24 protein-coding genes are annotated in these 26,358 nt (G+C 63.9%); 15 read left to right on the plus strand and 9 right to left on the minus strand.

The features are described from left to right. The first annotated feature begins 43 nt into the window (after positions 1-43). Complete coding sequence (locus RX331_RS33365) at positions 44-751, plus strand: hypothetical protein (RefSeq protein WP_317253825.1); 708 nt, start codon at positions 44-46, stop codon at positions 749-751. Between the two features lie 31 nt (positions 752-782). On the opposite strand, the gene RX331_RS33370 is transcribed toward RX331_RS33365, so the two are convergent. After that, a complete protein-coding gene (locus tag RX331_RS33370) occupies positions 783-1,046 on the minus strand; it encodes a hypothetical protein (protein ID WP_317253826.1) in 264 nt (87 codons plus the stop codon). A 238-nt stretch (positions 1,047-1,284) separates the two neighbouring features. Next, positions 1,285-2,208: a LysR substrate-binding domain-containing protein gene (locus RX331_RS33375; protein WP_317253827.1), complete on the minus strand. Its 924-nt coding sequence runs from the start codon at positions 2,206-2,208 to the stop codon at positions 1,285-1,287. Between the two features lie 128 nt (positions 2,209-2,336). Here RX331_RS33375 and RX331_RS33380 point away from each other — a divergent pair, with 128 nt between their 5' ends. From RX331_RS33380 to RX331_RS33395, 6 genes are all read left to right on the plus strand, one after another. Beyond that, entirely contained in the window at positions 2,337-3,503 is a 1,167-nt protein-coding gene (locus tag RX331_RS33380) for an acyl-CoA dehydrogenase family protein (RefSeq protein ID WP_317253828.1), read from the plus strand. Between the two features lie 9 nt (positions 3,504-3,512). Further along, a complete protein-coding gene (locus RX331_RS33385) occupies positions 3,513-4,631 on the plus strand; it encodes a CaiB/BaiF CoA-transferase family protein (RefSeq protein ID WP_317253829.1) in 1,119 nt (372 codons plus the stop codon). Between the two features lie 4 nt (positions 4,632-4,635). Further along, positions 4,636-5,499 (plus strand): MaoC family dehydratase N-terminal domain-containing protein, encoded by an 864-nt coding sequence (locus RX331_RS33390; protein WP_317253830.1) that lies wholly within the window; start codon positions 4,636-4,638, stop codon positions 5,497-5,499. A 688-nt stretch (positions 5,500-6,187) separates the two neighbouring features. Further along, entirely contained in the window at positions 6,188-6,322 is a 135-nt protein-coding gene (locus tag RX331_RS39125) for an SAM domain-containing protein (RefSeq protein ID WP_410708035.1), read from the plus strand. Positions 6,323-6,395: 73 nt separating this feature from the next. Beyond that, complete coding sequence (locus RX331_RS39130; RefSeq protein ID WP_410708341.1) at positions 6,396-6,629, plus strand: hypothetical protein; 234 nt, start codon at positions 6,396-6,398, stop codon at positions 6,627-6,629. After that, on the plus strand, positions 6,565-7,401 hold the full coding sequence (locus tag RX331_RS33395; protein ID WP_317253831.1) for a hypothetical protein: 837 nt from the start codon (positions 6,565-6,567) through the stop codon (positions 7,399-7,401). The genes RX331_RS39130 and RX331_RS33395 overlap by 65 nt, the downstream gene beginning before the upstream one ends. An 88-nt stretch (positions 7,402-7,489) precedes the next feature. Here RX331_RS33395 and RX331_RS33400 read toward each other — a convergent pair whose 3' ends face one another. Then, a complete protein-coding gene (locus tag RX331_RS33400; protein WP_317253832.1) occupies positions 7,490-7,711 on the minus strand; it encodes a hypothetical protein in 222 nt (73 codons plus the stop codon). Positions 7,712-8,070: 359 nt separating this feature from the next. Then, positions 8,071-9,825, minus strand: a complete 1,755-nt coding sequence (locus RX331_RS33405; protein WP_317253833.1) for a PHB depolymerase family esterase — start codon at positions 9,823-9,825, stop codon at positions 8,071-8,073. Between the two features lie 320 nt (positions 9,826-10,145). Between RX331_RS33405 and mdlC the strand changes: the two genes are divergently transcribed. Then, positions 10,146-11,774, plus strand: a complete 1,629-nt coding sequence (gene mdlC / locus RX331_RS33410) for a benzoylformate decarboxylase (RefSeq protein WP_317253834.1) — start codon at positions 10,146-10,148, stop codon at positions 11,772-11,774. 129 nt (positions 11,775-11,903) lie between these two features. On the opposite strand, the gene RX331_RS33415 is transcribed toward mdlC, so the two are convergent. Continuing rightward, positions 11,904-12,515, minus strand: a complete 612-nt coding sequence (locus RX331_RS33415) for a hypothetical protein (protein ID WP_317253835.1) — start codon at positions 12,513-12,515, stop codon at positions 11,904-11,906. 118 nt (positions 12,516-12,633) lie between these two features. Here RX331_RS33415 and RX331_RS33420 point away from each other — a divergent pair, with 118 nt between their 5' ends. Further along, the gene (locus tag RX331_RS33420; protein ID WP_317253836.1) at positions 12,634-13,137 is read left to right on the plus strand and encodes a hypothetical protein; all 504 of its coding nucleotides are present in this window, start codon (positions 12,634-12,636) and stop codon (positions 13,135-13,137) included. 163 nt (positions 13,138-13,300) lie between these two features. Here the strand turns inward: RX331_RS33420 and RX331_RS33425 are convergent, their stop codons facing one another. Further along, positions 13,301-14,095, minus strand: coding sequence for an SDR family oxidoreductase (locus RX331_RS33425; protein WP_317253837.1), 795 nt, complete (start codon positions 14,093-14,095; stop codon positions 13,301-13,303). Between the two features lie 26 nt (positions 14,096-14,121). Continuing rightward, positions 14,122-14,820 carry a PAQR family membrane homeostasis protein TrhA gene (gene trhA / locus RX331_RS33430; protein WP_317253838.1) on the minus strand — a complete coding sequence of 233 codons (699 nt, stop codon included), beginning with the start codon at positions 14,818-14,820 and terminating at the stop codon, positions 14,122-14,124. A gap of 272 nt (positions 14,821-15,092) precedes the next feature. Between trhA and RX331_RS33435 the strand changes: the two genes are divergently transcribed. Together RX331_RS33435 and RX331_RS33440 are read left to right on the plus strand one after the other, a co-directional pair. After that, positions 15,093-16,556 carry a YcjX family protein gene (locus tag RX331_RS33435; RefSeq protein ID WP_317253839.1) on the plus strand — a complete coding sequence of 488 codons (1,464 nt, stop codon included), beginning with the start codon at positions 15,093-15,095 and terminating at the stop codon, positions 16,554-16,556. Further along, entirely contained in the window at positions 16,553-17,584 is a 1,032-nt protein-coding gene (locus RX331_RS33440) for a TIGR01620 family protein (protein WP_317253840.1), read from the plus strand. Before RX331_RS33435 ends, RX331_RS33440 begins: the two co-directional genes overlap by 4 nt. Before the next feature lie 98 nt (positions 17,585-17,682). On the opposite strand, the gene RX331_RS33445 is transcribed toward RX331_RS33440, so the two are convergent. Beyond that, positions 17,683-19,254 (minus strand): glycosyltransferase family 39 protein, encoded by a 1,572-nt coding sequence (locus RX331_RS33445; protein ID WP_317258300.1) that lies wholly within the window; start codon positions 19,252-19,254, stop codon positions 17,683-17,685. A 319-nt stretch (positions 19,255-19,573) separates the two neighbouring features. Between RX331_RS33445 and RX331_RS33450 the strand changes: the two genes are divergently transcribed. The 3 genes from RX331_RS33450 to RX331_RS33460 all read left to right on the plus strand — a co-directional run bounded on the left by RX331_RS33450 (position 19,574) and on the right by RX331_RS33460 (position 22,324). Next, positions 19,574-21,304 (plus strand): adenylate/guanylate cyclase domain-containing protein, encoded by a 1,731-nt coding sequence (locus RX331_RS33450; protein ID WP_317253841.1) that lies wholly within the window; start codon positions 19,574-19,576, stop codon positions 21,302-21,304. 200 nt (positions 21,305-21,504) lie between these two features. After that, a complete protein-coding gene (locus tag RX331_RS33455; RefSeq protein WP_317253842.1) occupies positions 21,505-21,750 on the plus strand; it encodes a hypothetical protein in 246 nt (81 codons plus the stop codon). Between the two features lie 373 nt (positions 21,751-22,123). Next, the gene (locus RX331_RS33460) at positions 22,124-22,324 is read left to right on the plus strand and encodes a cold-shock protein (RefSeq protein ID WP_057836919.1); all 201 of its coding nucleotides are present in this window, start codon (positions 22,124-22,126) and stop codon (positions 22,322-22,324) included. Between the two features lie 145 nt (positions 22,325-22,469). Here the strand turns inward: RX331_RS33460 and RX331_RS33465 are convergent, their stop codons facing one another. Next, entirely contained in the window at positions 22,470-23,129 is a 660-nt protein-coding gene (locus RX331_RS33465; RefSeq protein WP_317258301.1) for a hypothetical protein, read from the minus strand. Positions 23,130-23,326: 197 nt separating this feature from the next. Between RX331_RS33465 and putA the strand changes: the two genes are divergently transcribed. Further along, positions 23,327-26,350, plus strand: a complete 3,024-nt coding sequence (gene putA, locus RX331_RS33470; RefSeq protein WP_317253843.1) for a bifunctional proline dehydrogenase/L-glutamate gamma-semialdehyde dehydrogenase PutA — start codon at positions 23,327-23,329, stop codon at positions 26,348-26,350. Positions 26,351-26,358 lie beyond the last annotated feature (8 nt).

A 26,358-nucleotide genomic window follows, 5' to 3' on the forward strand; every position in this document is an offset into this window, starting at 1 on the left:
GAGGGCGTTCGCGAACTTGCGACAGAGACGCATCCGCCAGTTCGTGCTGATCACGTCATTGATCACTGCGATTTCCGAGCCAGGTGCCGCGATGGAAATGTCACGGCTGGTAGGATGCGTCGGCGGTGACGTGCTGCGGCTGCGGGGCCCGATAGAGCACGGCGACTATGCTAAGTTTCGATCCCATTTCGGCGATCCGCGACGGATCGTCGGACTGGATCTGCATTCCGGCGGCGGCTCACTTTACGAAGGCGTTCGAATTGCAGCTATGGCCCGCCAAAAGCGGCTTGCCACCTTCGTGGCAAAGGAATGCGATTCGGCGTGCGCTTTCATCTTTCTCCTCGGCACCAAGCGCTACATCGGAAAAGACGCGAAGATCGGCGTTCATGCGGTCGGCAACGAGTATGGCAATGAGGACAACGGCGCCGTCCGGGACACGATCTATTTCGCAAGGCTGTCTGCGCAACTTGGCATTCCCAGCTCGACCATCGGAAAGATGGTAGCGACACCGCCTGGCAAGATCACGTATCTCGATCAGGCCGATCTGCTGGCTTCAAAGGTGATCGTGCGCGAACCGTTCGCTCGCAAGGGCGGCGAGGGCGATCAGAAGTGCAGCTCCGGTTCTACGGAGGAGCCACCTACGGTCGACGAAACCTCTGTCGCCCGCACAAGAACTTCGTACAGGCCGGAAAGCCGGGGCGGCCAGCGAGCTGGCCTGCAGAGCCTCACGGGCCGCTCCGGTGCGCAGTGAGCCATCAGCACAGGATGTCCGAATGGCGTGCCTATTTCAGAAGGCATTCCACATTATAGGCGATGATGATCTGCGCAGGGTCGGCCTTGCCGATGGTCTTCAGGTCCTCCAACCCACTTTTCAGCCGCGTCCCTGCGTCCTTCAGGCTGCCTTCGAGTGTTGCCTTGGCCGCCTTGCATCGCTCTTCATTCGAAAACTCCTGGAACACCACGGTCGGGAGGAGCCTCCATTCCGCCCGGTCATTCGTAGCAGCCGGACTGACCGAGTAGGAGAAGACATACATCAGGACCCACATCGGTGTTCTTCCCTCTTGCCGCGGCAGGCGATGACCTTCTTCGCTGCATAGCGCTGTGCTTTTGGACGCTTCAGCGACTTGATTTAGATCAAGCGCGTCGACTCGATCTGTTCGCATCCAGGACCGAGCGCGCCAGCTGGGTGCCCCCTATACAATTGCGGCATGACAGAAGTAGCCAGATGAGAATGCCGCGAGCGGCCGTTTTGCTCTAAGCCAACGCTCATGGGCCGGCACCGGCTCAGGCGAGCTTGATGTCCCAGAGGCCCTCTTCGCGGCAGGCGATCAGCTCATCGCGAAGCAGCTCGCTCACCAGCGCAATCGCAGTCGAGCCGGGATGATCGATGGGAGACGCAAGGGTCAGTTCGCGCATCGGCGACGGTTTCGCGATCGCCGCGGTCTCCAGCCGGCCCCCGGCGACCTCGCTGCGCACCGAGGACGGCGGCAGAAGCGTGTATCCCAGCCCCTCCTCGACCAGGCTGGTCAGCACGCGGAAGGAGTCCGCCTCCAGCTTGACGTCGAGCTTCAGTTTCTTCTTCGCCGCTGCCTGCTCGATCAGCGCCCGGAGACCGTGCGAATGACTGGGCAGCACCAGGCGCTGCTTCAAGAGCCAGCCGATATCGACCTGCTTCTTTTTGGACAATCCGCTGCCGCGCGGACCGACGGCGACGATGGGATCGCGGCCGAGGCTTTTCACGGCAAGGTGCAGGTCGCTCGAGGGACCATAGATCAGCGCCAGATCCATCTCGCCGCGATGCAGCCATTCCGTCAGGTGGCCGCTGTAGCTTTCGACGATGCAGAGCGAGATCCCCGGATACTTGTCGACGGTGCGGCGGGCGAGCCGCGCCGAGATCACGCAGCTCACGGTCGGCACCAGGCCAAGCACCACGCGGCCCGAGGGCGGGCCGCCGGCGGACTGGATCTCGTCGCGCACCTGGTCGATCTGCCGTACAATGCCCGACGTTCTTGCAAGCAGAAGCCGGCCGGCGTCGGTCAGCACCATGCCCCGGCCGTTCCGCGTGAACAGCTCGGCGCGCAGTTCATGCTCGAGCAATTTGATCTGCCGGCTCAGCGCCGGCTGCGCCACGCGCAGCGTATCGGAAGCCTTGCTGAGGCTGCCGAGCTCGGCGACGCAACTGAAGGTCCTGAGCTGCCTGATATCCATTGCTTGCCATTCTTCGAAGGCAGGTTCATACGCTATAACAATTCAGCATAGGGGACCCGCCGCCGTTGCACAACGTTCCCCTTCCCCGAGCAATTGACATCAACCCGTATCCACGCCCAAAAAATCAGATGACCGCACAAGAACAGCAAGACGAATTCCACGACATCCGCGACGCCGTTGCCAAACTCTGCGCCCAGTTCCCCGGCGAGTACTGGCGCAAGCTGGATCGCGAGATGGCGTATCCGAAGGAGTTCGTCGATGCGCTGACCGAGGCCGGCTACCTCTCGGTGCTGATTCCCGAGGAATATGGCGGCTCCGGGCTGAAACTGTCGGCGGCGGCCGCGATCCTGGAAGAGATCCAGCGCGCCGGATGCAACGGTGGCGGCTGCCATGCTCAGATGTACACGATGGGCACCGTGCTGCGGCACGGCAACGATGCCCAGAAGGCGAAGTACCTGCCCGGCATCGCCAGCGGCAAATTACGGCTGCAGGCATTCGGCGTCACCGAGCCGACCAGCGGCACCGACACCTCCTCCCTGAAGACAGTCGCCAGGCGCGACGGCGACCACTACGTCGTCAACGGCCAGAAGATCTGGACCAGCCGCGCCGAGCATTCCGACCTGATGATCCTGCTGGCGCGCACCACGCCGAAGGAGCAGGCCAGGAAGCGCACCGATGGTCTTTCAGTCTTCATCGTCGACATGCGCGAGGTCAAGGGCAAGGGGCTCGAGATCCGCCCGATCCGCACCATGATGAACCACGCCACCACGGAAGTGTTCTTCACGGATATGCGCGTGCCCGCCGAGAACCTGATCGGCGAGGAAGGCAAGGGCTTTCGCTACATTCTGTCAGGCATGAACGCCGAGCGCATCCTCATCGCGGCAGAATGCATCGGCGACGCCAAATGGTTCATCGCCAAGGCGACCAACTACGCCAAGGAGCGCGCCGTGTTCGGCCGTCCGATCGGCATGAATCAGGGCATCCAGTTCCCGATCGCGAAGTCCTACGCGCAGATGCGCGCAGCCGAATTGATGGTGAAGGAAGCCACGCGCAAATACGAGGCCGGGCTCGATTGCGGCGCCGAGGCCAACATGGCCAAGATGCTGGCGGCGGATGCGTCGTGGGAAGCCGCCAATGCCTGCGTGCAGACCCATGGCGGCTTCGGTTTTGCGGAAGAATACGATGTCGAACGCAAGTTCCGCGAGACGCGGCTCTATCAGGTCGCGCCGATCTCGACCAATTTGATCCTGTCCTACGTCGCCGAGCATGTGCTCGGCCTGCCCCGCTCCTACTGAGTTCAGAACATGCTGCCGCTTGAAGGATTGATCGTCGTCTCCGTCGAACAGGCCGTCGCCGCGCCGTTCTGCAGCTCGCGCCTGGCGGACGCCGGCGCGCATGTCGTCAAGGTCGAACGCCCCGAGGGCGATTTCGCCCGCGGTTATGACGCCGCCGCCAAGGGACAGAGCAGCTATTTCGTCTGGCTCAACCGCGGCAAGCATTCGCAGGTGATCGACCTCGCAACCAAGCAAGGCCGTGCGGCGCTCGAAGAACTGATCGCGAGCGCCGACGTGCTGCTGCAGAACCTCAAGCCGGGCTCGATGGACAAGCTCGGCTTCTCGCTGCAGCGGCTGCGCAAGGATTATCCGGCGCTGATCTGCTGCACCATCTCCGGCTATGGCGACAGCGGCCCTTATGCCGAACGCAAGGCCTACGACCTCTTGATCCAGGCCGAGAGCGGGCTTGCCTCGATCACCGGCGGCCCCGAGGGCCCGTCGCGCGTCGGCATTTCTGTGGTCGATATCGCAACCGGCGCCACGGCGCATGCGTCGATCCTCGAAGCGCTGATCGCGCGCGGACGTACCGGCAAGGGCGCCGATATCCGCATCTCGATGTTCGACGTGATGGCTGACTGGATGGCGGTGCCGCTGATCAATTCGGAAGCCGGCAACCCGCCGAAGCGGATGGCGCTGGCCCATCCCTCGATCGCGCCCTATGGCGTGTTTAATTCCAGGGACGGCAAGGGCATCCTGATCTCGATCCAGAGCGAGCGCGAGTGGAAGAAGCTCTGCGCCGAGGTGCTGGGACAGCCTGATCTGCCGAACGATCCACGCTTTGCCAACATGGTCGAGCGCGTGCGCAACCGGGCGCTCACCGACAGGACGGTGGCCGACAGTTTTGCCGCGATGGATCGCATCGAACTGCTCAAGCGCCTTGATGAAGCCGACATCGCCTTTGCCGAGGTCAACAGCATGGCCGATCTCGCGGTGCATCCGCATCTGCGCCGCATCGAGGTCGATACGCCGAATGGCAAAGTGAGCTACGCCGCGCCGGCCGCGATCTTCGTCGGCGAAGACAGGCACTATGGCGCCGTGCCCGCAATCGGCGAGCACGCCGAATTTCCCAAAGCCCGCAAAAAAGCCTGAAATCATGACCGAATCCGCCGCCAAACTCGATCTCGACCATCTGCGCCAATGGATCGGCCGCAGCACCGAAGCCTCCGACATCGTCACCGCGCAGCTCGTCAAGGGCCTGCGCGCGACGCTGTTTCAGGACATCGGCGAACCCAGGCCGGGCGACGCCGCGCCATGGACCACGCATTGGTGCCTGGCGCAGCCGGTGTTCCCGATGTCGATGCTCGGCCCCGACGGCCATCCGACCCGCGGCGGTTTTCTGCCGCCGGTGCCGCTGCCGCGCCGGATGTGGGCCGGCGGCGAGATCGAATTCCTCGCCTCCTTGCGCGTCGGCGATGAAGCGACGCGCACCTCGCGCATCGCCGACGTGACGCTGAAGACCGGCTCGACCGGCGCGCTGTGCTTCGTCGCGGTCGAGCACACGATAACAACATCGCGCGGCGTGGCGATCCGCGAGCGGCAGGACATCGTCTACCGCGAGATGGGCGGCGCGACCCCCGCTTCGCCGCCCAAGGCCCCTCCTCCGCCGCCGGTCGCCAGGCACCGGGAAACCCATGTCAGCGATCCCGTTCTGCTGTTCCGCTATTCCGCGCTGACCTTCAACGGCCACCGCATCCACTACGACCGCGACTACGTCACCAAGGTCGAGGGCTATCCCGGTCTGATCTTCCACGGTCCGTTGCAGGCTGCGCTGATAGTCGAATTCGCCGCCAAGCTGCATGGCGACTCGGCGCCGAAAAAGTTCAGCTATCGCGGCGTGCAGCCACTGTTCGAGGGCGGCGAGTTCTCGATCAACGCCAACGAGACCAGCGCCGGCATGGAATTGTGGATCGCGAACGCCGAGGGTCAGCCGACCATGAAGGGCACGGCGAGCTGGTAAGGCTCGGTCAGGGAGCCCACTGACAAACGCGCCGCCTGCGGCGGCGCCAGGCACTCGATACCAAGGGCACTGCCTAGTGCCGCTTGCGCCACTCATTGCCCAGTAAGTCAGTGCCCCTGAAGGCGATGAGGACCAGGGCACAACTCGCAATGCCCATCAGCAATAGAATTGTTTCCAACATCATCGAATCACCTCGCCCAGAGGGAGCATGGGCGCGCGCTTGGATTTCGTCATTAAGCAAATCCAGCCACTGTCGGGACGAAACCATTTTCCTGAGGCGACGAAACCGTCCTGAAACAAAAGGCCGGGTACCCTCACTCGATTAATAGGGGACGGTCACATGCAATTCATTTTAGATCTGATTTGGGATCAGTCACGCAGCCAGTATCTCATCGAAATGGCTCAACTGGAGGCCGGGCAATGATCGAGATTTCAATAGCCCTATTGACGGTACTTAGCGTGGCAATCTTTGCCGCCCACGCTCTGGACGCCTACCGCATGGGTTAGCCAGCAAGCTGGCCGATGGTCCAAAGTGCTACCGGCGGGAGCAGATCGGGGATGGTCGCCGCCCGAGCAAGAATTGACCTGTTTCGGACCAACATAGCATTGCGCCGGCTTTTCTCGACCCCGGTGACGGCTTGACCGCATGGCAAGCACAAAAAGGGAGTGAAGAAGCGACGGGAAGCCAATGAGCGACGACGTTCATACGTGGCTGCGTGCGCTCGGCCTTGAGCAATATTCCGATGCATTCGTTGCCAACGACATCGACCTGAGGGTGCTCCCGCATCTCACAGAAGCCAGATCTCGTCGAGTCGGAACGTGAGGTAAAGAGCCGCTTCCACGCCGCTCATGCGGGAGAACTGTCGCCATTCGTTGGTCGCGTACATGAACTCGCCCTGCTCCTCGAAAAATCGAATCTCGCGCGCGGGGCGAAGGGACAGGCAGTCCTGCTATCGGGAGACGCCGGCATCGGCAAGTCGCGGCTCGTCCAGGTCCTTATAGAAAAGCTCGATACCGCACCGCACGAGGTCATCTGTCTTCAGTGCTCACCCTACCATAGCAACAGTGCGCTATTTCCAATCGTTCAGAACCTGTCGCGAATGGCCGCCTTTCGACCCGGACGATCATAACGATCAGCGCCTCGACAAACTCGAGCGCATGCTCACCGATCTCTGCATCGACACCAGCGCCGTGGGTTCCGTCTACGCCGAGCTCCTTTCACTTGACTACCATGATCGCTATGGCGAGCTCGAACTCGCGCCACAGCAAAGGAAGGGTCTCATCTTGCAGACTCTCGTCGAGCACTTCCTACACCGCGCGGGACGTACCACCCTGCTGCTGGTTGTTGAAGATGCCCACTGGATCGATCCAACCACGACCGAGCTGCTCGACGCCCTACTGCCAGCGATCAATCGAGCACCTGTCATGTTGCTTGTGACCCATCGGCCGAGCTGGAAATCCGAATGGTCCCGCGCATGCGATCACGTGCTGCCGCTTTCCATCGGGGCCCTCGCCCAGCCACTTGTCGCCGACATGGTACGAAACATCGTAGGTCTGAGCGCCAGCGCTCGACTGGTCAATGAAATCGTTGATCAAACCGACGGCATCCCACTGTTCGTCGAGGAGATGGCCCGCTTTCTTGTCGAACGCGATGCGAGCGAGCGCGAAACTAAGATGGTGTTGCCAGCGACACTGCAGGGATCTCTCCTAGTGCGACTTGATCGATGCGAGCCGACCGCAAGGGAGGCTGCACAAATTGCCTCTGTCATCGGCCGCGAGTTTGGCCGGGATCTGCTTGCTCGTGTTTGCGAGTTGCCATCCGCGGTCCTTGACGCCGCCATCGCCGAACTCGTGGCAGCGCACCTCCTTCTGAGGGTGCCTTCGTCTTCAGGCACGCTTTAATTCGGGACGCGACTTACCAATCGTTGCTGATGAGCAAGAGACAGACTCTCAAGCAATTCCGGATCGGCTCCGGGAAATAATCACGAGGTCAGATGCCGACTTCGACCTCGACTTCTGCGCTATCGATAGCCGGCACAATTGAAGGAGAATCGTGCTCGTCCAATTCGATGAGCCTGGCGACCAGGCTGTCCAGAATTGCTGAGGCTGGAGGGGGGCCGCCCAGTGCGATACGCAGGCGATCACCGATTTCCTCGCAGATCGCGCGCGAGTGCTCTTCATCAATTTGAATATTGGCAAGGGCAGTGGACATGATCGTTCTCGCGCGGACTATCTCGATGACACGTCAGATGTTTCGGGCAATTCCCCGAACTGCACCGTCGCAAGGGCAGAACCTGCGTAGGCGCTGAGTAGCAGGAGCACAATTTGAAGAGCGGATGACATTGGCTGTCCCCTGTTTGTCTGGGGAGACTAGCGCGCAGCCGTTTCGGGCCAGTTAGGAAAGGTGGTTGTCAGCCCGTTCAGGGTGTTGGTGAACAGATGGTGTTTTCTGCGTATAGCCGGGCTCCGACACTCGCCCGGCATATCCGCGCGAGTACCAGCGGCTACGAGCCGGTGTTTGAGATCGACATGGGTGAATCCGGACAGAGGTTCAAACAGTCCACCAAACCCTCAGGGTATGATCTCCCGCCGCACATACCAGTCATTGGAACTCGCTTTCCTGTGCAGCGGGAAGGGATTGAACATGTTGGCGAGGAAGATCTCGGAAAATCCCTGATCGCACGAGCCAAATCCAATATTCGCACAGGGCGCCGAGTAGACCCGGAGCCTCCCCGCCCCCATGTGGGCCTGCCAATTGGCGGTCACGGCCTGCAAATTGCTCACGGTTACGTCGGGGCCCGAATTAACTGGACTCGTTGCGCCGGCGCGATCCGTTGCCTGGGCTCGGGTCGAATAGGTTCCTCCCGGCAGCCCGCATTCCTGGTATTTGAACCTGTCCTGGCTCAGAGCCGCTTGTTTTCGTGGCCGCGTCCCCAACTCGACCTGGACGTTGGCAAGCTGTCCCTCGGGATCGGATGCCGAGCCTGCTATCGTGACACAGTCACTGCTGACCGAGGCGCTGCTGATCGTGACGCTGGGTGGGACATTCGGCGGCGGCGATCCAACCGTGATCGGATTGCCTGATATCGTCGCGGTGGCGCCATCATTGTCTTTCGCGGTCGCGACCGGCACATAGACGGCATCCATCGGCAGATTGTCGAACGTGACGGCCCAATTGCTTGCGCCCAACGCTGGTTTGGATGGCTGAGGAAAGCGGCCATCCAGCCGCACGGTCACACTTGCAACCGAGCCCGCGGCGGCGGATGTCGTCCCATTCACGCCGATCGAATTTCCGGTGGCCTGGGCCGAACTGATCGAGATCGACGGGGGTGGGGTCTCGCGGAATGGATGCGCCTTGAAAAACGCCCATTGCAACTCACTGGCGCTCGGCCCGGTCGGATCGGCATATTGTCCGCTGTTGTCGCCAACCCAATAGTGCGAGCCGGTGCCGATGAAATCGCCGCGTTTGCCCTCGTAAAACACTGTCTCGACCACGGAACGCTGCGGGCTCCCATACTTTGTCTGGGTGCAGGGCACGCCTTCAGCCGTACAATCCAATGTCGCAACCGCAGACGGACTAAGTCCGTAACGGCGGATCCAGGCATCGCGTATGTTCTCGGAGGCCAATTTATTGACGACGCAATCATTGCGCGAATGAATGGCCATGATCGGAACCGGACGCTGCTCCTCGGGTTGCTGCTGCTCTGTTTTCATCGCGACCACGTCGGCGGAGACCGGCTTGAAACTTCCCGGATTGGCGCAGACGAACCCAACTGCGGAGGATGTCTCTGCGTAGGGCAAGCCCTCGACAGAGCCGCCCGCGGCAAAATAGTCGCTGTGAGCGACGGCGAGCGCCACCGACATGCCGGCGCCCGAGGACAGGCCGGTCACATAGCGCCGATTGGGATCGATCTTCAGCTCGGCCTCGACCTCGACTGCGATCTGGTGCAGGTCCTCGGCCTCGCCGGCACCCTTGTGAATGTGCTGGTCGAGAAAGAAACCCCAGCAATTCGTTTCCCGCATACCGTCATAGGAGGTGATGAAGGGATAAACCGCGATGATGTTGTCGCGTTCCGCCAGATCCTTGAAGCGGGTCTCGTTGATCATGTTGACGTCGGTCTGGCGGCAGCCGTGCAGGATCATGACGAGCGGCACCGCGTCCTGCCCCGTGTAGGTGGACGGCACGAAGACCTGATAGTGGCGATCGCGCGAGCCGGCGTAGGATTTCGCCGTGAAAACCTTCTGCCGCAGTTCGCCGGCATAAGCAGCTTCGCTGATGAGCCAGCAAAGAACAAGCGTCAGCAATCGGCACAGGATGGGAAACATTGGACCCTCCGATCTTCAAGGACACCAGAGACGCGACGCCGGCGTTTGACGCCCGATCAAAGGTTCGGCGTCACCAGATCGACAAGCCGTCAGCGGCAACGACGATCGCACTGCGGCAACGGCGGTCGTGTGATCCAAGACACAGGTCCAGGCTCTTTTTGAATACGTCCCTGAGCCGTCATTGCGCCCCGCTGCTTGACTTCGCAAGCCAATCCATCGACAGGTGGATGGCTTCCGCCTTCGCTCACGCGCCATGGCGGACGGGTAATCGTTTGCTCCTCGCAACGGAACAGCAAGAAACCAGAAATGGGAGCCGCCTGATGTCGTCCCGCAAACCGGCCAAATCCGCCGCCACCGCCCTCACCGTCAAGGACGCCACCTTCGGCCTGCTCCGCGCCTTCGGCATCGACAAGGTGTTCGGCAATCCCGGCTCGACCGAGCTGCCCTTTCTCAGCGACTGGCCGGAGGACATCGAATATGTGCTCGGCCTGCAGGAGGCTTCCGTGGTCGGCATGGCCGATGGCTATGCGCAGGCGACGCGCAACGCCGGCTTCGTCAATCTGCATTCCGGCGCCGGGGTCGGTAATGCGCTCGGCAATATCTATACCGCGCACCGCAACCAGACGCCGCTCGTCATCACCGCCGGCCAGCAGGCGCGCTCGATCCTGCCGCTGCAGGCTTTTCTCTATGCCGAGCGCGCTTCCGAATTTCCGCGGCCCTACGTCAAGTACAGCGTCGAGCCGGCGCGCGCTGAGGACGTGCCGGCGGCGATCGCACGCGCCTATTACGTCGCAATGCAGCCGCCCTGCGGGCCGACCTTCGTCTCGATCCCGATCGACGACTGGACGCGCCCGACGCAACCGATCGACGCCCGCCAGATCAGCCGCGAGATCGGCCCCGATGCGGCGGCGATGAACGCAGTCGTCGAAGTGCTGTCGAAGAGCAAGCGCCCTGCCCTGATCGTCGGCCCCGCCGTCGATCGCGCCGGCGCCGTCGAGCTGATGGTGAAGGTGGCCGAGAAGGCGAAGGCCGCCGTCTGGGTCAGCCCGTTCTCGGCTCGCTGCTCGTTCCCGGAACGCCATCCGCAGTTCTCCGGCTTCCTGCACGCTTCGCCGGGACAGCTATCGGAGGCGCTGCGCGACCACGACCTCGTCGTGGTGATCGGCGCGCCGGTCTTCACCTTCCATGTCGAGGGCCACGCTTCTATTTTCGACGGCAGCACCACGATCTTCCAGATCACCGACGATCCGGACGCCGCCGCCGTCACCCCGTCGGGCGCCAGCATCATCGCCACCATGAAGCCGGCGCTTGCGATGCTGCTCGACCTGCTGCCCGAAACGTCGCGCGCGATGCCCGCAGGCCGCGTGCTGCCGCCGCCGCCGAAGGCCTCCGACCCGATCCAGGCCGAATTCCTGCTCCATGCGCTCTCGACGGCGATGGGGCCGCACGACGTGCTGGTGGAAGAGGCGCCCTCGCATCGGCCGGCGATGCAAAAATTCATGCCGATGCGCGGCCAGGACAGTTTTTACACCATGTCGAGCGGCGGCCTCGGCTACAGCCTGCCGGCCGCGGTCGGCATGGCGCTCGGCCGGCACAATGCGCGCACGGTCTGCCTGATCGGCGACGGCTCGGCGATGTATTCGATCCAGGCGCTGTGGACCGCGGCGCAGCGCAAGCTGCCGCTCACCGTCGTCGTCATCAACAATTCGGGCTACGGCGCCATGCGCTCGTTCAGCCAGGTCATGCAGGTGCGCAACGTGCCGGGGCTGGAGCTGCCCGGCATCGATTTCGCTGGACTCGCGGAGAGCATGGGCTGCCACGCCGTACGGGTGACGAAATCATCCGAACTGCCGGCCGCGTTGAAACAGGGCCTTTCACATGATGGCACCAGCCTCGTCGAGGTGATCGTCGATTCCGCCGTGCCGCTGCTCTATGCACGGAAGGATTGAGACGAAGGCTCTATCCCCGTCATTGCGAGCGAAGCGAAGCAATCCATGGCGCCGCTTGCCGCACCATGGATTGCTTCGTCGCTTCGCTCCTCGCAATGACGGGGAACGAACGCAGCCCCTCGGCAAGAGCTAACCCCGCCGCCCCGCGGCGATCTCCGCCGCAAGCCGCCCGTAATCCGCCCACACCAGATTGAGCAACAGCGGCGGCTCCTGCCCGGCCTGCAGCATCTGCGCAGAGCGCGCCTTTGCGCCCTCCATCTCCCACCATTTCTGTGCCGACAGCGCCACTCTGCGAAAGTGATTGAGCGTGCCGGAAAACGGCCGGCGATCGGCGCGGGCAAGGCCGGCGCAATGGTTGAGCCAGTTGAACCCGGCGATCACGGCGGTCGCGAGGTCGTTCATGGTGTTGCCGGTGAATTCGATCACGATGTCCTCGTGCGGCCGCTGGCGCAGATAGGCCTCGATGGCAGCGCCTTGCGAATCCGGCTCGGCGAGCAGTTTGAACTCGCCCCGCGGCACCATCAGCAGATAGCGGAACGCTTCCAGCCGGGTATGATCGCAGACCGTCGCCCTGTCGGCGCCGGCATCCGCGGTGGTCCGCTTGCAGGCCGGGAAGACCCATTTGCCGTTGTCGGCGTCATCGAGATATTGCCTGCCCCGCTGCTTGATCCCGGCGAGCAGCGTACCCGGCGTGCCCGGCGCCGATGGCGTTTGTCCCGATAGCCAGCCACGCCAGCTCATAAGGCCTCGTTTGATTCAAACGATCGACAATTGGCCTGCAAGTCACCCGCGAACGTGATTTGACGGCCCTCTACGCTCGCACGAGAGTGCAGCATGGGGCAACCCTGGAGTGAATACCATGAAACAGCCAGTTCTTGGAAAAGCAGCCCTCGCGGTCTCCGTCTTCGCCTGCGCGATCATGCTCTCATTTGACGGGAGCGAACAGAAGGGCGGCTCGCTGTCCATCGGGCGCGCGCAAGCACAGACGATAGACGAGACGGCGAGCCCGGCCTTCACCACCCGCCGCTCGGCGCGGCGGGCGGGCCGTGCGACGGCGATGGGCGCGGGCGCCGCCGCGGTTGGCGCTGGTGCGGTCGCAGCCGGAGCAACCGCCGCCTACTACGCCGGTGGCGGTCCCACCTACGGCGCGGGCGGGCCCTATTATAACGGAAGCGGCCCGTACGCCTATTACGACGGCAACGCTCCGTACGTCGGAAGCGGCCCCACCTACACCGGCGGTACTTATGCCTATTACAGCGGGCCGGGCGTATGGAGCCAGGATTACGCGGCGCGCAATGGCATCATCTGCCAGCCCGGCACCCTGATCCGTCTCGAGGACGGCCTGATGCACAGGTGCCAGTGATCTTGGGGCAATCAATCCCCGTCATTGCCTGCGATAAACGCGAAAGCAATCCATCTATCCCCGTGTGGCGCGATGGATTGCTTCGCGGAGCCTGTCATCCGGCGGCGCTTCGCGCCGACCGGGTGGCTCGCAATGACGGAGGAGAGGTCGATGCGCCCTCAAATCACTTCCCGTAAGCGTCCCGCATCTTGGCCTGGATCTTCGCCATGCCTGATATCCAGCGGTCGTAGTTCTCGGTCTTCTTGCGCATGTAGCCGAGCACCTGCGGGTGCGGCAGGATGACAAAAGTTTCCGCGTCCAGCCCCTTCAGCACATCCTCCGCTACCTGCTCCGGCGACAGGTCGCCGTCGCTGGATTGCGGGCCCTTCGGAATCCCGCGCAGCATGTTGGTATCGACGCCCTGCGGACAGAGGATCGAGACGCGGATGTTGTCGGCCTGGTGCGAGATCGCGAGATTCTCGGCAAAGCCGACCGCGGCGTGCTTGGTCGTCGAATAGGCCGGGCTGCCGACCTGCGACAACAATCCCGCCGCCGAGATCGTGTTGAGGAAATAGCCGCCGCCGCGCGCCTTCATGCGGGGAATCAGATGCCGCGCCGCATAGACGTGCGCCATCACGTGAACGGCCCAGCTTCGCTGCCACGGCTCGTCCGAGCTGCCGCCGGCATTCACCGACAGTGGATCGAAACCGCCGCCGATGCCGGCATTGGAACAGAACAGCTCGATCTGCCCGAACTGCCGCTCGGTCTCCTCGATGACATGGCGGATGTTCTTTTCCTGTCCGACGTCGCATTTGAACGCCGCGCCGTTGATCGAGACGGCAAGCTTCTCGGCCGCGGCATGGTCGAGATCGACCACCACCACCTTGGCGGCGCCCTCGCGGTGGAAGGCCTCGCACATCGCCTTGCCGATGCCGTTGCCGCCACCGGTGACAACCACGACTTTGCCCGTCACCTGCATGGCCGCTCCTCCCGTTTATTTTGGTCCTAGGTCAGGACCATCATATCGAGAATAGCCGTATAATGGCAGGCGGCGCCGAGCAAGACGAAGCCGTGCCAGATCGCGTTCTGGAAGCGCAGCCGCTGCCAGGCATGGAAGATCACGCCTAGGCTGTAGAGCACGCCGCCGGCGACCACAAAGCCGAGCGCCATCGGGGGCACCGCCTTCACCACGGCGTCGTAGATCATGACGCCGCTCCAGCCGAGCGCGAGATAAAGCCCGACCGCCAGACGATCGTACCGTCCGGGCAACGCCAGCTTCAGCACGATACCGGCGATCGCAGCGCACCACACCCCGATCAACAGCGCGATCGCCAGATAGCTCTCCTTCAGCCCCGCGATGAACGGCGTATACGTGGCGGCGATCAGCAGATAGATCGCGGAATGATCGAAGCGGCGCAGCACCCATTTGGCGCGTGAAACCGGCCAGAGATTATACATCGCCGACAGCACCAGCATCGCGAGCAGGCCGGCGACATAGACCGACACTACGGTGATTTCGAACGTGCTGGCATAGACCGCCGTCAAGACGATCAGCGCTGTGGCCGCGACAAGCCCGAGGCACACACCGATGATATGAACGACACCGTCGGCGATCAGCTCGGCACGGTCGTAGTTCCAGTGCATGACACCGGCCGCCGCGTGGATGGATGTCGAGGCGAGTTGTTTCAGTCTGAAGATCGTCATGCAGGCCCGCAAAAACCGATGAGAGAAGTCATATAACACATGTTCCCCGGGGAGAATGAGCTGGGCCCCAAGCTAGCTGTCATCATCCGCCTTGTGCGCAATTGCGCACTGGGGCGGATGATCCAGTATCCCACCACCGTGGCTTTTTCGCGCACCTGCGATTACTGGATACCCCGCCTTCGCAGGGTATGACGAAAGCTTGATTTTGGCCGGCCAATCGCCACTTTTCGGTGGTCGCCCGCCCCGCCTCTCTCATCGAGTTTCCTGCCCGCATGGCCCCCCGTTTTTCAGACATCATCGAGGAAGCGCGCCTGTCGGCGCGGGCGCTGCTTGATTACGGCGACAGCTTCTTCAACCCCACCGTGCGCCTCGGCGTCACGGGCCTGTCACGTGCCGGCAAGACCGTGTTCATCACGGCGCTGATCCACGGCCTCACCCGTGGCGGCAGGTTTCCGGTGTTTGAACCCTATGCCTCGGGCCGGATCGCCCGCGGCCGGCTCGAGCCGCAGCCTGATGATGCCGTGCCGCGCTTCGCCTATGAGAACCATGTCCGCACCCTGATCGAGGAACGGCGCTGGCCGAACTCGACCACCGACATCTCTGAACTCCGGCTCGTCATCGACTACCAGCGGCAGAACGGCGCCGACCGGACGCTCACCATCGACATCGTCGACTATCCCGGCGAATGGCTGCTCGACCTTCCCCTGCTCAACAAGAGTTTTGAGCAATGGTCGGCCGAGAGCTTGGCGCTCTCGCGCGAGGGCCCGCGTGCAAAACTCGCGGCGCCCTGGCACGCGCATCTGGCAACGCTCGTCCCCGAGGCTCGCGAGGACGAGCAGGCGACACTCGCCGCGGCAAAGCTGTTCACCGATTACCTGCGCGCCTGCCGCGACGAACGCTTTGCGATGAGCCTCTTGCCGCCCGGCCGTTTCCTGATGCCGGGCAACCTCGCCGGCACGCCGGCGCTGACGTTTGCGCCGCTGGATGTGGCCGTCGACGGCACCGCGCCGGACGGTTCGCTGTGGGCGATGATGCGGCGGCGCTATGAAGCTTACAAGGACATCGTGGTGCGCCCGTTCTTCCGCGATCATTTTGCGCGGCTCGACCGCCAGGTCGTGCTGGTCGATGCGCTCGCGGCCTTCAACGCCGGGCCTGAGGCGCTGCACGATCTCGAAGCCGCCCTTGCCGGCATTCTCGATTGCTTTCGTGTCGGCCGCTCTACGATCCTGAGCAGCCTGTTTCGCCCGCGGATCGATCGCATCCTGTTCGCCGCCACCAAGGCCGATCACCTGCATCACGCCAGCCATGACCACCTGGAAGCGGTGCTGCGCCGCGCCGTCGCCAAGGCGGCGGATCGCGCCGAATATGCCGGTGCGGTCATCGACGTCGTCGCGCTCGCCGCCGTCCGCGCCACCCGCGAGGCGATGGTGGCGCGCGGCCGCGAAAAACTGCCGTCGATCCTCGGCACGCCCGCGCCCGGCGAGACCGCCAATGGCGACACATTCGACGGCGAGACGGAAGTGGCGACCTTTCCGGGCGACCTGCCCGCCGATCCCGAGGCGTTGTTCAAGGGCGGCTTTCGCGGGCTTTCCTCGACGCCGCATGAGGCGGCCGACTTCCGCTTCCTGCGTTTCCGGCCGCCGCTGCTGGAACGCAGGCCCAAGGAAGAGCCGGCGCTGCCGCACATCCGTCTCGACCGCGCGCTTCAGTTCCTGATCGGAGACCGACTGCAATGAGCGAGAAGACGCCCCATCGGCGGCCGGCGACGTTCAAGCTCGGCGACCCCAACGTGATCGTCATCGACCCCGACGAGAGCGCCCGCCCGGCCCGCGGCACCGTGCAGATCACGCCTGAGGCGGATCCGGCGACGCTGCCCGTGCCGATCGACAAACCGCTTCTCCCGGCGCGGCGCGGCTTTCGCTGGGGCACGCTGTTCTGGTCGGCGCTCAGTGGGCTGGTCCTGCTCGGCTCTGGGCTCGGCGTCGTCAACCTGATCGAGGATTTGTTCGCGCGCAGCCAGACGCTCGGCTATGTCGCACTGGCATTCGCAATCGCCGCGGGGCTGGCGCTTGCCGTCGTCATCGGCCGCGAAGCCTTCGGGCTGGCGCGGCTCGCAGCAATCGAGAAACTGCATCAGCGCGCCATTGAGGTATTGCGCAGCGACGACCGCGCCGCGAGCCGCGAGATCGTTCAGGACCTGCTCAAGCTTGCCCACCAGAACCCGCAACTGGCGCGCGCCCGCGCCACGCTGGTCAGCCACGCCGACGACATTATCGACGGCGCCGACATGATCAAGCTCGCCGAACGCGAACTGATGGCGCCGCTCGATGAGGAGGCGCGCCGGCTGGTCTCGGCGACCGCGCAGCGCGTCTCGGTGGTGACGGCGGTGAGCCCCCGCGCGCTGATCGACGTGCTGTTCGTGTTCGTCGCTGCGATGCGGCTGATCCGGCAGTTGGCACGGCTCTATGGCGGCAGGCCCGGCACGCTCGGCATGATCAGCCTGCTCCGTCATGTGATCGGCCACCTCGCCATAACAGGCGGCATGGCGGTCGGCGACAGTCTCGTTCAACAGGTGCTCGGCCACGGCATCGCGGCCAAGCTCTCGCAACGGCTCGGCGAAGGCGTGCTCAACGGCCTGCTGACGGCAAGGCTCGGGCTCGCGGCAATCGACGTCACGCGCCCCCTGCCGTTCACGGCGTTGCCGCGGCCGGCGCTCGGCGATCTCGCCAAGGACTTGTTGAGCAAGCGCGATGATGATGCCTGAGCCTTCGTAGGTGAGCAAAGCGAAGTAGGGCGCGAGAATGCTCCTCAAACGCAATTGTCATCGCCCGGCTTGACCGGGCGACCCAGTATCCAGAGACGTCAATGCTTGAACCGAGAATCCGCGGCGTACTGGATTCCCGCATGCGCGGGAATGACAGTTGTGTGCGCGGCGCGCATCTCGCCCCCGTCACTTCCCGCCAGCACGCGCCAGCGGAACAGCGGGGAGTCCGGCGGCGGCGAAAGCTCCGGCGTCCAGCCCGTCAGCTTCTCCAGCGCGTACGTATCCATCACCATGCCGCGCCAGACGCGCTCGACCCGCTCCAGCGGCTCGCGCCTGGCACCTGTGAGATCCCACAGCGGCAGGCGATGATCGGGCTCGCGCGCGACATAGAGGCCGGGATGATCCTTGATCAGCTTCATGCCGGGATCGGCAAAGCCCTGAAAGCGGCCGCGCTCGTTGACCTGCACCACCGGCACCTCGCTGTTGAAATACCAGCGCAGCATCGCATAGGTGCGGTAGTCGGTCGTGGCGATCCACGTCGCGCCGGTTTTCTGCAACTGCTCGCGCGCGCTCGCTGCGACCTGTTGATAGCCGGCCTCGCCTCCGATCGGATCGGTCCTGCCGATCAGATTCCACGGGGTGGCGACGTAATAGAAGAACACACAGACGACGAAGACGATGCCGGAGATGACCGCCATCCGCGCCCAGTGGAACGTCGACTTCACCATCCATTCCGGAAAATTTTCGCGCGGCAGCATCACCAAGTTGATCGCGGTCGCGGCAAAGCCGGCGGGCCACAGGAACATCGGCCAGGTATCGCCGACGCGCAGCGTCAGCGACTTCCAGAGAAAGTAGAGGAACGGCACCAGCACGGCGGTCGACAGCAGGATCGCGACCGGCTCGCGAGTGCGATAACCGCGCCAGGCCGTCAGTGTCACGCCCGACAGCACCACCGGCAGCAGCACGAAGCCGACGAGGCCGAACTGCAGGCCGACGAATTCGCCGACGGTGCGGAACGAAAACGGATGGGTGGCGACCGCGCGCACAAACTGGAAGCGGAACGAAGCCCAGTCATGCTGCACATTCCAGATCAGGACCGGCGAAAACACGATCGCCGCGATCAGCATTGCAGCCCATGGATACGGGCTGAGCAGCCAGCGCCGCCGCCAGTCCGGCACCAGCACGAAGGCGGCGACCGCCGGCAGCAGCATGATCGCGGTGAATTTCGACAGCAGCGCCAGCCCCGCGAACAGCCCGGCGGCAAGCCACCAGCGCCGGTTTCCGCTTTCGTCGAGCCGCACCAGTGCCCACAGCATCGCGACCGCACAGGGGATCATCGCCGTATCGGGCGCCACCTTCGCCATCAACAGCCCGTAATAGAGCGCAGCCTCCGGCAGCAACACCGCGAAGATCACGGCGCGCATGTCATGGGTCACGCGGCGGACGATATCGGCGAGCAGGAGCTGCGTGACCAGCATCGCGACGATGCCGCCGAACCGCACGCCGAGATTGGTATCGCCGAAGATCGCCGTGCCAAATCGGATCAGCCAGGCGATGCCGGGGGGATGGTCGAGAAAGGCGAGCGCGCTCTCCTTCGACCAGGTCCAGTAATAGGCCTCGTCGGTACGCAGCTCGAGCACGCTGGCATAGACCAGTCGCATCGCCGTCATCGCCGCGATCAGCAGGATAACGGCGCGCCATGGCGAGACGGCCGGGCCGGCTTGACTCTTCTGGGGCGGGGCATTCGTCACGGCGCTTTCTCCTCGACTGAGCGGGGAGTGTCAACGCGGCTTGACCGGAAAAATTTGATCGTCGTCCCGGCGAACGCAGGGACCCATAACCACCGATCGTGGTAAGGAAAACGGCTTGCACTACGGCGCCACTGAACCGCCGCGGAGTATGGGTCCCTGCATTCGCAGGGACGACCAACCGGAATGTTCACCGCTGGAATAAAGCACCGGTATCGCCGATATAGCCACTATGGATCGCATGGCCGCCCTGTCCCGAGAACGCGTAACGACCTTCCTGCGCGGCATCAGCCTGCGGCAGATCCGTCTTGTCACCGGCGTCGTGCTGTTCGCCTACCTGATCAGCCACTTCCTCAACCACGCGCTCGGCAACATCTCGCTGGACGCGCTGGCGGCCGGCGTCCAGATCCACGTCGCATTCTGGCAATTCCTCCCGATCACGATCCTGTTCTACGCCGCCTGCGTGGTGCACACCGCGCTCGGCATCTGGGCGCTCTATGAGCGCCGGCAGTTCCGCTGGAAGGCGATCGAGCCGCTGCAGCTCGCGCTTGGCTTAAGCATACCGATGCTGATCATCGCCCATGTCATTGGCATCCGGCTCGGCGAGACACTGTACGGTCATGAGCGGCTCTATCCGCAGATCCTGTTCCTGTACTGGATCTGGGCGCCATGGCGGATTCCGATGATGCTCGCGGTGATGACCATTGCCTGGGTCCATGGCTGCATCGGCCTGTATTTCTGGCTACGGATGCGGGCGATCTACAAGCGCGCCGCGCCGTTCCTGCTCGCCGCCGCGGTGCTGGTGCCGACGCTGTCCATGCTCGGCTTCTATCAGAGCGGCCGCATGGTGATCGAGCTCGACAGCGAGGAATGGCGTGCCGAGACCCAATCGGAGCGACAGATCGGCACCCGCGCCGAGGCACAGACGCTCGACCGCATCACAGACTATTTCCTGTTCGGCTATTTCGGTCTGATCGGCATCGCGCTGCTCGCGCGGGGCGCCCGCGCCATCAACGAACGCCGCCGCGGCATGATCAACCTCTCCTACGGCAACGGCCGCACCGTGCGCGTTCCCCGGGGCCTCAGCGTGCTGGAGGCGAGCCTGCGCAACAACGTGCCGCACGCCAGCGTCTGCGGCGGCCGCGCGCGCTGCTCGACCTGCCGCATCCGCATCATCGGCGACTGCCACGACCTGCCAAAACCCTCGCAGCGCGAAGCGTTCGTGCTCGGCCGGGTCGGCACATCGGATCCGTCGATCCGCCTCGCCTGCCAGCTGCGGCCGCCGTCCGACCTTTCCTTCTTCCAGCTCTTCCTGCCGCACACTTCCGCCGACGGCCATGAGTCCAATCCGACACGCGTCGGTCAGGAGCGCTACCTCGTCAGCCTGTTCGTCGACATGCGCGGCTCGACGCAATTGGCCGAGAAGCGCCTGCCGTTCGACACGGTGTTCATCGTCAACCGCTTCCTCGGCGCGGTGTCGCAGGCGGTGCTCGAGAGCGGCGGCATGCCGAACCAGTTCGTCGGCGACGGCATGCTGGCGCTGTTCGGGCTCTCCACCACCCGACAGCAAGCCTGTCGCCAGGCGCTCCGCGCCGCGGCGCTGATCGCCGCCAATGTCGACGCGCTCAACAAGTTTCTCGAGCATGATCTGCGTGAGCCGATCCGCTTCGGCATCGGCATCAATGGCGGCGAAGTCATCGTCGGCGACATCGGCTATCGCGACCACATGGTGTTCACCGCGCTCGGCGATCCCGTCAATGTCGCGGCCCGCCTGCAGGACATGACCAAGAGCCTTGCGTGCGAGCTCGTCGTCTCGGACGAGGTGCGCGCGACCGCGGGACTTTCGGAAGATGCGTTGCCGGCACAGGAGGTCACGATCCGCGGACGCAACGAACCGATGATCGTGCGCACGGTCAGTGATGCGCGAACGCTGTCGGCATTGGTTAATGGCGAGCAAAGCGCCGCCGCGTAAAACGCTGCAGTAATAGTGGTTCAGCGCCTCTGTGATGTTTTTCACATCTGAATAATCGTTCAGAAAATTGTCGGCCCGCGCGGCGCAGATTCCTCGAACCCGCATTTCCGGGCACGCGACTGATTGGCGATGGGTAAGACTGAAACCTCAACCCGCGCCAAGACAAAACGTCGAACGCGCGCACTTAACGGAGAACGACCATGTTTCGCAAATTGACCCTCGCGCTTGCCGCTGCAGCATCCCTCGGCGCCATCGCGCTGGCTCCGACCAGCGCTTCGGCCGGCGGCTTCATCTGGCCGAACTACCATCATCACCACCATCACTGGGGCTACGGCCACGGCTTCGGCATCGGCTTCACTGGCGGTGGCTATGATGGCTGCTACGTGACCCGCCGGGTGCTGACGCCCTACGGCTTCCGCTGGCGCACCGTGAACGTCTGCTACTGATCCAGATCAACTATTCCGTTGATTTAGATCAACGCACGTTCGGTGCAGACACCCCGGTCGCTGCTGCGGCCGGGGTTTTTCGCAGTGCTGCGACTCGCCTGATCGGGGACCGAGCGCGAGAATGACACCTTCGCGCGTAGGGGTCAGGGCAACCGGCCAATTCGGGAATCGCCGCCACTTGGTCCCGCGAAATCGGGACGAAACCGGCAAAACGGCTAAAATCGGCGGCGAATGGGGGCTTTTTCGCCGAAACGGCCGATCCGTTTGCGCTATTCAGCCTGCCCTAACCCGCGTATCCTTCATGAACGGGCATGCCGGTTAGTGCGGGGACCGGCGGCTCGTTTATTTTTTTGATTCCGCGGAGACGACGTGAATGGCTAAAGGTACGGTAAAGTGGTTCAACCCAACCAAGGGGTACGGGTTCATCCAGCCCTCGACGGGCGGCAAGGACGTGTTCGTTCATATTTCGGCAGTTGAGAAAGCGGGCCTTTCGACACTCAATGAAGGACAGACCGTCGAGTACGAAGAGATCGCCAACCGCGGCAAGACTTCGGCCGAGAACCTCAAGGTTTAGCGCGCAGGCGCCGTCGGCAACGGCACGCTCTCGGATCGAGATCCGGGAGTAGGCTAAAGAAACTACCCGAAAACTGTGAGCGTTCGGCGGAGCGGGCACCGCTTCTGCACGCGCGATGGTCCACTCGTGCGCAAGCACCGGCCGCTCAATCTTCCGTCACCCATTGCTGAACCGTCATCACGTCCGGTGGCTGCAGATAGCCGCGAGGCCAGAGATCGACGACCCATTCGACCTTGGTGCCGCGGTCGACCAGCACCGCCGTGTTGTGCGGCGTCTGCAGCACCAGCGTATTGCCGCGATACTTCGGATCGCCGATCGAATGATGCTTGAGCAGGCCCCACTCCTGCAGCACCAGGAGCAGGCTGGTGGTGTTGCGCGTCGTGTCCCAGCAATCGTAATTGTGCTTGTCGTCGAAGTAGCGGAAGTCCGCCTTCGCCACGCGCTTGTTGGTGCCGAGGATCGGGCCCATTCGGCGGTCGAACCATACCACCACCTTCTGCACGGCCGCGCGCTCAGCCGCCGCCGAAGCGCGCCCGGCGGTCATGATCTGGGCGATTGCCTTCCGGTCGGCGTCGGTGAACTCGAGAACCTCCCGGCGGCGGCAGACGAAGCCGTAGCACACCGTCATGGAGCTGGCCGTCGGCGGATTGATCGATACCGATTCGTAGAGATAGCTGATCGCGGAGCTGATTCCGGCGGCTGTCGCGGCCCGAGCGCCGATCATCGCGGCAAGGAGCACGCCAAGCACCGCGGCGACGTGGTTCCATGTGCGGCTTCCCGGTATCGGCAGAGCAGCGTCCCTCATCATGTCAGCGAGTTCCCCGACGACGGCGTGCGTGACGATTAGCGCGGCGCCGTCGCGCTGCCAACCGTCAAGCCCGCAGTCCCGTGGATCGCCGCGCCGAAAATACGCCGGCTGTGCTCTCGGTGCGCCAGTCGGCGGGATTGCGCCTGTTCCGGTCCTCCCGTCCCCGGTAAGCTGGCCGAAGCCAAGAGAATCCCATGCCGAATCCCATGCCGATTCCCGCCTCGCCCCCTCCGCCTTTCAGCGCGCCCTATGCGCCCGATGATCGCACCATGGCTACCCGCCTGCTTCGGGCCGCGCGGCTCGATGCGGCGCAGGAGGCCCGCATCGACCGCACGGCGAGGACCCTGATCGAGGCCATCAGGGCCAATGACGACCCGCTCGGCGGGGTTGAGGACATGCTGCGCGAGTTCGCGCTCTCGACCAAGGAGGGCCTTGCGCTGATGGTACTGGCCGAAGCGCTGCTGCGCGTGCCGGACGCCCGCACCGCCGACCAGTTCATCGAGGACAAGCTCGGCCAGGGCGACTTCGTCCACCATGAAACGCGATCGAGCGCCTTCCTCGTCAACGCCTCCGCCTGGGCGCTCGGCATGTCGGCCCGCGTGATCCAGCCCGGCGAGACGCCGCAGGGGACCATCGGACGGCTGACCAAGCGGCTCGGCGCCCCGGCGGTGCGGGCCGCGACGCGGCAGGCGATGCGGCTGATGGGCAATCATTTCGTGCTCGGCGAGACCATCGAGGCGGCGCTGTCGCGCGCGCAGCCGCACGCCTCGCGCCACCAGCGCTACTCCTTCGACATGCTCGGCGAAGGGGCGCGCACCAAAGACGACGCCACGCGCTATTTCAATTCCTACACCAGTGCGATCGAGGCAATCGGCCGCATCGCGGGCGATCGTCCCCTGCCCGACCGGCCCGGCATCTCGGTCAAGCTGTCGGCGCTGCATCCCCGTTTCGAGGCGGTAAGCCGCGCGCGGGTGATGGACGAACTGGTGCCGCGGCTGATCGATCTCGCGCGGCAAGCCAAATCCTACGACCTCAATCTTACCGTCGACGCCGAGGAAGCGGACCGGCTGGAACTGTCGCTCGACGTAATCGCGGCAGCGATCGGCGATCTCTCACTTGCGGGCTGGGATGGGTTTGGGCTGGCGATCCAGGCCTATCAGAAGCGCGCCATCGATGTGATCGACTATGTCGATCATCTCGCACGCAGCCTCCGCCGCAAGATGATGGTGCGGCTGGTCAAGGGCGCCTATTGGGACACCGAGATCAAGCGCGCGCAGGAACGCGGGCTCGACGGCTATCCCGTCTTCACCCGCAAGGCGATGACGGATCTGAACTACATTACCTGCGCGCAGCAATTGCTGGCGCTGCGGCCGCGGATATTTCCGCAATTCGCCACCCATAATGCGCTTACGGTCGCAAGCATCCTCGAACTGGCGACGGACCACACCGGCTTCGAATTCCAACGTCTGCACGGCATGGGCGAGGCGCTCTATGCCAAGCTCGGCGAGGATCGCCCGGACATCGCCCATCGCACCTATGCTCCCGTGGGCAGCCATCGAGATCTGCTGGCCTATCTGGTGCGGCGACTATTGGAGAACGGCGCCAATTCATCGTTTGTTGCACTCGCCGCGGACGAGACGGTGCCGGTGTCGCAATTGCTGCGGCGGCCGGCCGAAATTATCAGCACCGCCGAAAATGCCAATCATCCGAACATTCCGTTGCCGCGCGATCTCTACGGGACGACACGAAGAAACTCCCGCGGCACCGAACTCGGTGACCGCGCGGCGTTGGCGCAGCTCGTCTCGGACATCGCCGCCGCATCATTGCCAGCTCCGGGCAGCGTCGCTGACGCAACCAAGAGCGAGGCCAATGCGGCGATCGTGGCCGCGCGCGGCGGCTTCGTGCATTGGGCTGCGACATCGGCCGGGACGCGCGCCGCCGCACTGGAAAAGGCGGCCGACCTGCTGGAGGCGCGCGCCGCCCGTTTCATCGCGCTGTTGCAAAGCGAGGGCGGCAAGACGCTGGATGATGCGATTTCGGAAGTCCGCGAGGCCGTGGATTTCTGCCGTTACTATGCCATGCAAGGGCGCGAACTGTTCGGCGACGGCAGGCTGATGCCGGGGCCGACCGGCGAGAGCAACGTGCTCCGCCTGCGCGGGCGCGGCGTCTTCGTCGCGATCTCGCCGTGGAATTTCCCGCTGGCGATCTTCCTCGGTCAGGTCAGCGCGGCATTGATGGCGGGCAACGCGGTCGTTGCGAAGCCGGCCGAGCAGACGCCGCTGATCGCGGCGGAGGCGGTGCGGCTATTGCATGAAGCCGGCGTGCCGGAACCGGCGCTGCATCTGGTCGCCGGCGATGGCCGGATCGGCGGCGTGCTGGTGGCCCATCCCGGTATTGCCGGCGTCGTCTTCACCGGCTCGACCGAAGTCGCGCGCACGATCAACCGCACGCTCGCCGCCAAGGACGGACCGATCGTGCCGCTGATCGCCGAGACCGGCGGCATCAATGCCATGATCGTCGATGCCACGGCCCTGCCCGAACAGGTTTCCGACGATGTGGTTACGTCGGCGTTCCGCTCCGCCGGCCAGCGCTGCTCGGCGCTGCGATTGTTGTTCCTGCAGGACGATGTCGCCGACCGCATGATCGAGATGATCGCGGGCGCGGCGCGCGAGCTCGTCATCGGCGATCCCTCCGATCCCGCGACGCATATCGGCCCGGTGATCGACACCGAGGCCAAGCAGCGGCTGGATGCGCATATCGCGCGTATGAAGAAGGAAGCCCGGGCGCATTTCGTAGGCAGCGCGCCGCCGGGCAATTACGTCGCGCCGCATATTTTCGAATTGCCCGATGCCGGACAACTCACAGAGGAAGTGTTCGGCCCGGTGCTGCATGTGGTGCGTTATCGTGCCGACCGCTTCGACCAGGTGCTGCAATCGGTCGAACGTTCCGGCTATGGGCTGACGCTCGGCATCCATTCACGGATCGACGACACCGTGGAGGATACGATCGAAAAGCTCCAGGTCGGCAATATCTACGTTAATCGCAACATGATCGGCGCCGTCGTCGGCGTCCAGCCGTTCGGCGGCCATGGCTTATCGGGCACCGGGCCCAAGGCCGGCGGGCCGCATTATCTCGCGCGGTTTGCAACCGAACAGACGGTAACGGTCAACACGGCGGCGGCCGGCGGAAATGCAGCGCTGATGTCGGGCGACGAGTAGTTGCATCC

Origin of the sequence: Bradyrhizobium sp. BWA-3-5, from assembly GCF_032917985.1 — a bacterium.
Classification (GTDB): Bacteria; Pseudomonadota; Alphaproteobacteria; order Rhizobiales; family Xanthobacteraceae; genus Bradyrhizobium.

Excerpts from the sequence above, each read along its gene's own strand:
- RX331_RS33445 (WP_317258300.1), bottom strand. The coding sequence starts at position 19,254 with ATGACGGCGATGCGACTGGTCTATGCCAGCGTGCTCGAGCTGCGTACC.
- RX331_RS33390 (WP_317253830.1), top strand. The coding sequence starts at position 4,636 with ATGACCGAATCCGCCGCCAAACTCGATCTCGACCATCTGCGCCAATGG.
- RX331_RS39125 (WP_410708035.1), top strand. The coding sequence starts at position 6,188 with ATGAGCGACGACGTTCATACGTGGCTGCGTGCGCTCGGCCTTGAGCAA.
- RX331_RS33450 (WP_317253841.1), top strand. The coding sequence starts at position 19,574 with ATGGCCGCCCTGTCCCGAGAACGCGTAACGACCTTCCTGCGCGGCATC.
- RX331_RS33425 (WP_317253837.1), bottom strand. The coding sequence starts at position 14,095 with ATGCAGGTGACGGGCAAAGTCGTGGTTGTCACCGGTGGCGGCAACGGC.
- RX331_RS33375 (WP_317253827.1), bottom strand. The coding sequence starts at position 2,208 with ATGGATATCAGGCAGCTCAGGACCTTCAGTTGCGTCGCCGAGCTCGGC.
- RX331_RS33400 (WP_317253832.1), bottom strand. The coding sequence starts at position 7,711 with ATGTCCACTGCCCTTGCCAATATTCAAATTGATGAAGAGCACTCGCGC.
- mdlC (WP_317253834.1), top strand. The coding sequence starts at position 10,146 with ATGTCGTCCCGCAAACCGGCCAAATCCGCCGCCACCGCCCTCACCGTC.
- RX331_RS33420 (WP_317253836.1), top strand. The coding sequence starts at position 12,634 with ATGAAACAGCCAGTTCTTGGAAAAGCAGCCCTCGCGGTCTCCGTCTTC.
- putA (WP_317253843.1), top strand. The coding sequence starts at position 23,327 with ATGCCGAATCCCATGCCGATTCCCGCCTCGCCCCCTCCGCCTTTCAGC.
- RX331_RS33440 (WP_317253840.1), top strand. The coding sequence starts at position 16,553 with ATGAGCGAGAAGACGCCCCATCGGCGGCCGGCGACGTTCAAGCTCGGC.
- RX331_RS33370 (WP_317253826.1), bottom strand. The coding sequence starts at position 1,046 with ATGTGGGTCCTGATGTATGTCTTCTCCTACTCGGTCAGTCCGGCTGCT.
- RX331_RS33385 (WP_317253829.1), top strand. The coding sequence starts at position 3,513 with ATGCTGCCGCTTGAAGGATTGATCGTCGTCTCCGTCGAACAGGCCGTC.
- RX331_RS33415 (WP_317253835.1), bottom strand. The coding sequence starts at position 12,515 with ATGAGCTGGCGTGGCTGGCTATCGGGACAAACGCCATCGGCGCCGGGC.
- RX331_RS33435 (WP_317253839.1), top strand. The coding sequence starts at position 15,093 with ATGGCCCCCCGTTTTTCAGACATCATCGAGGAAGCGCGCCTGTCGGCG.
- RX331_RS33460 (WP_057836919.1), top strand. The coding sequence starts at position 22,124 with ATGGCTAAAGGTACGGTAAAGTGGTTCAACCCAACCAAGGGGTACGGG.
- RX331_RS33380 (WP_317253828.1), top strand. The coding sequence starts at position 2,337 with ATGACCGCACAAGAACAGCAAGACGAATTCCACGACATCCGCGACGCC.
- RX331_RS33455 (WP_317253842.1), top strand. The coding sequence starts at position 21,505 with ATGTTTCGCAAATTGACCCTCGCGCTTGCCGCTGCAGCATCCCTCGGC.
- RX331_RS33405 (WP_317253833.1), bottom strand. The coding sequence starts at position 9,825 with ATGTTTCCCATCCTGTGCCGATTGCTGACGCTTGTTCTTTGCTGGCTC.
- trhA (WP_317253838.1), bottom strand. The coding sequence starts at position 14,820 with ATGACGATCTTCAGACTGAAACAACTCGCCTCGACATCCATCCACGCG.
- RX331_RS33465 (WP_317258301.1), bottom strand. The coding sequence starts at position 23,129 with ATGAGGGACGCTGCTCTGCCGATACCGGGAAGCCGCACATGGAACCAC.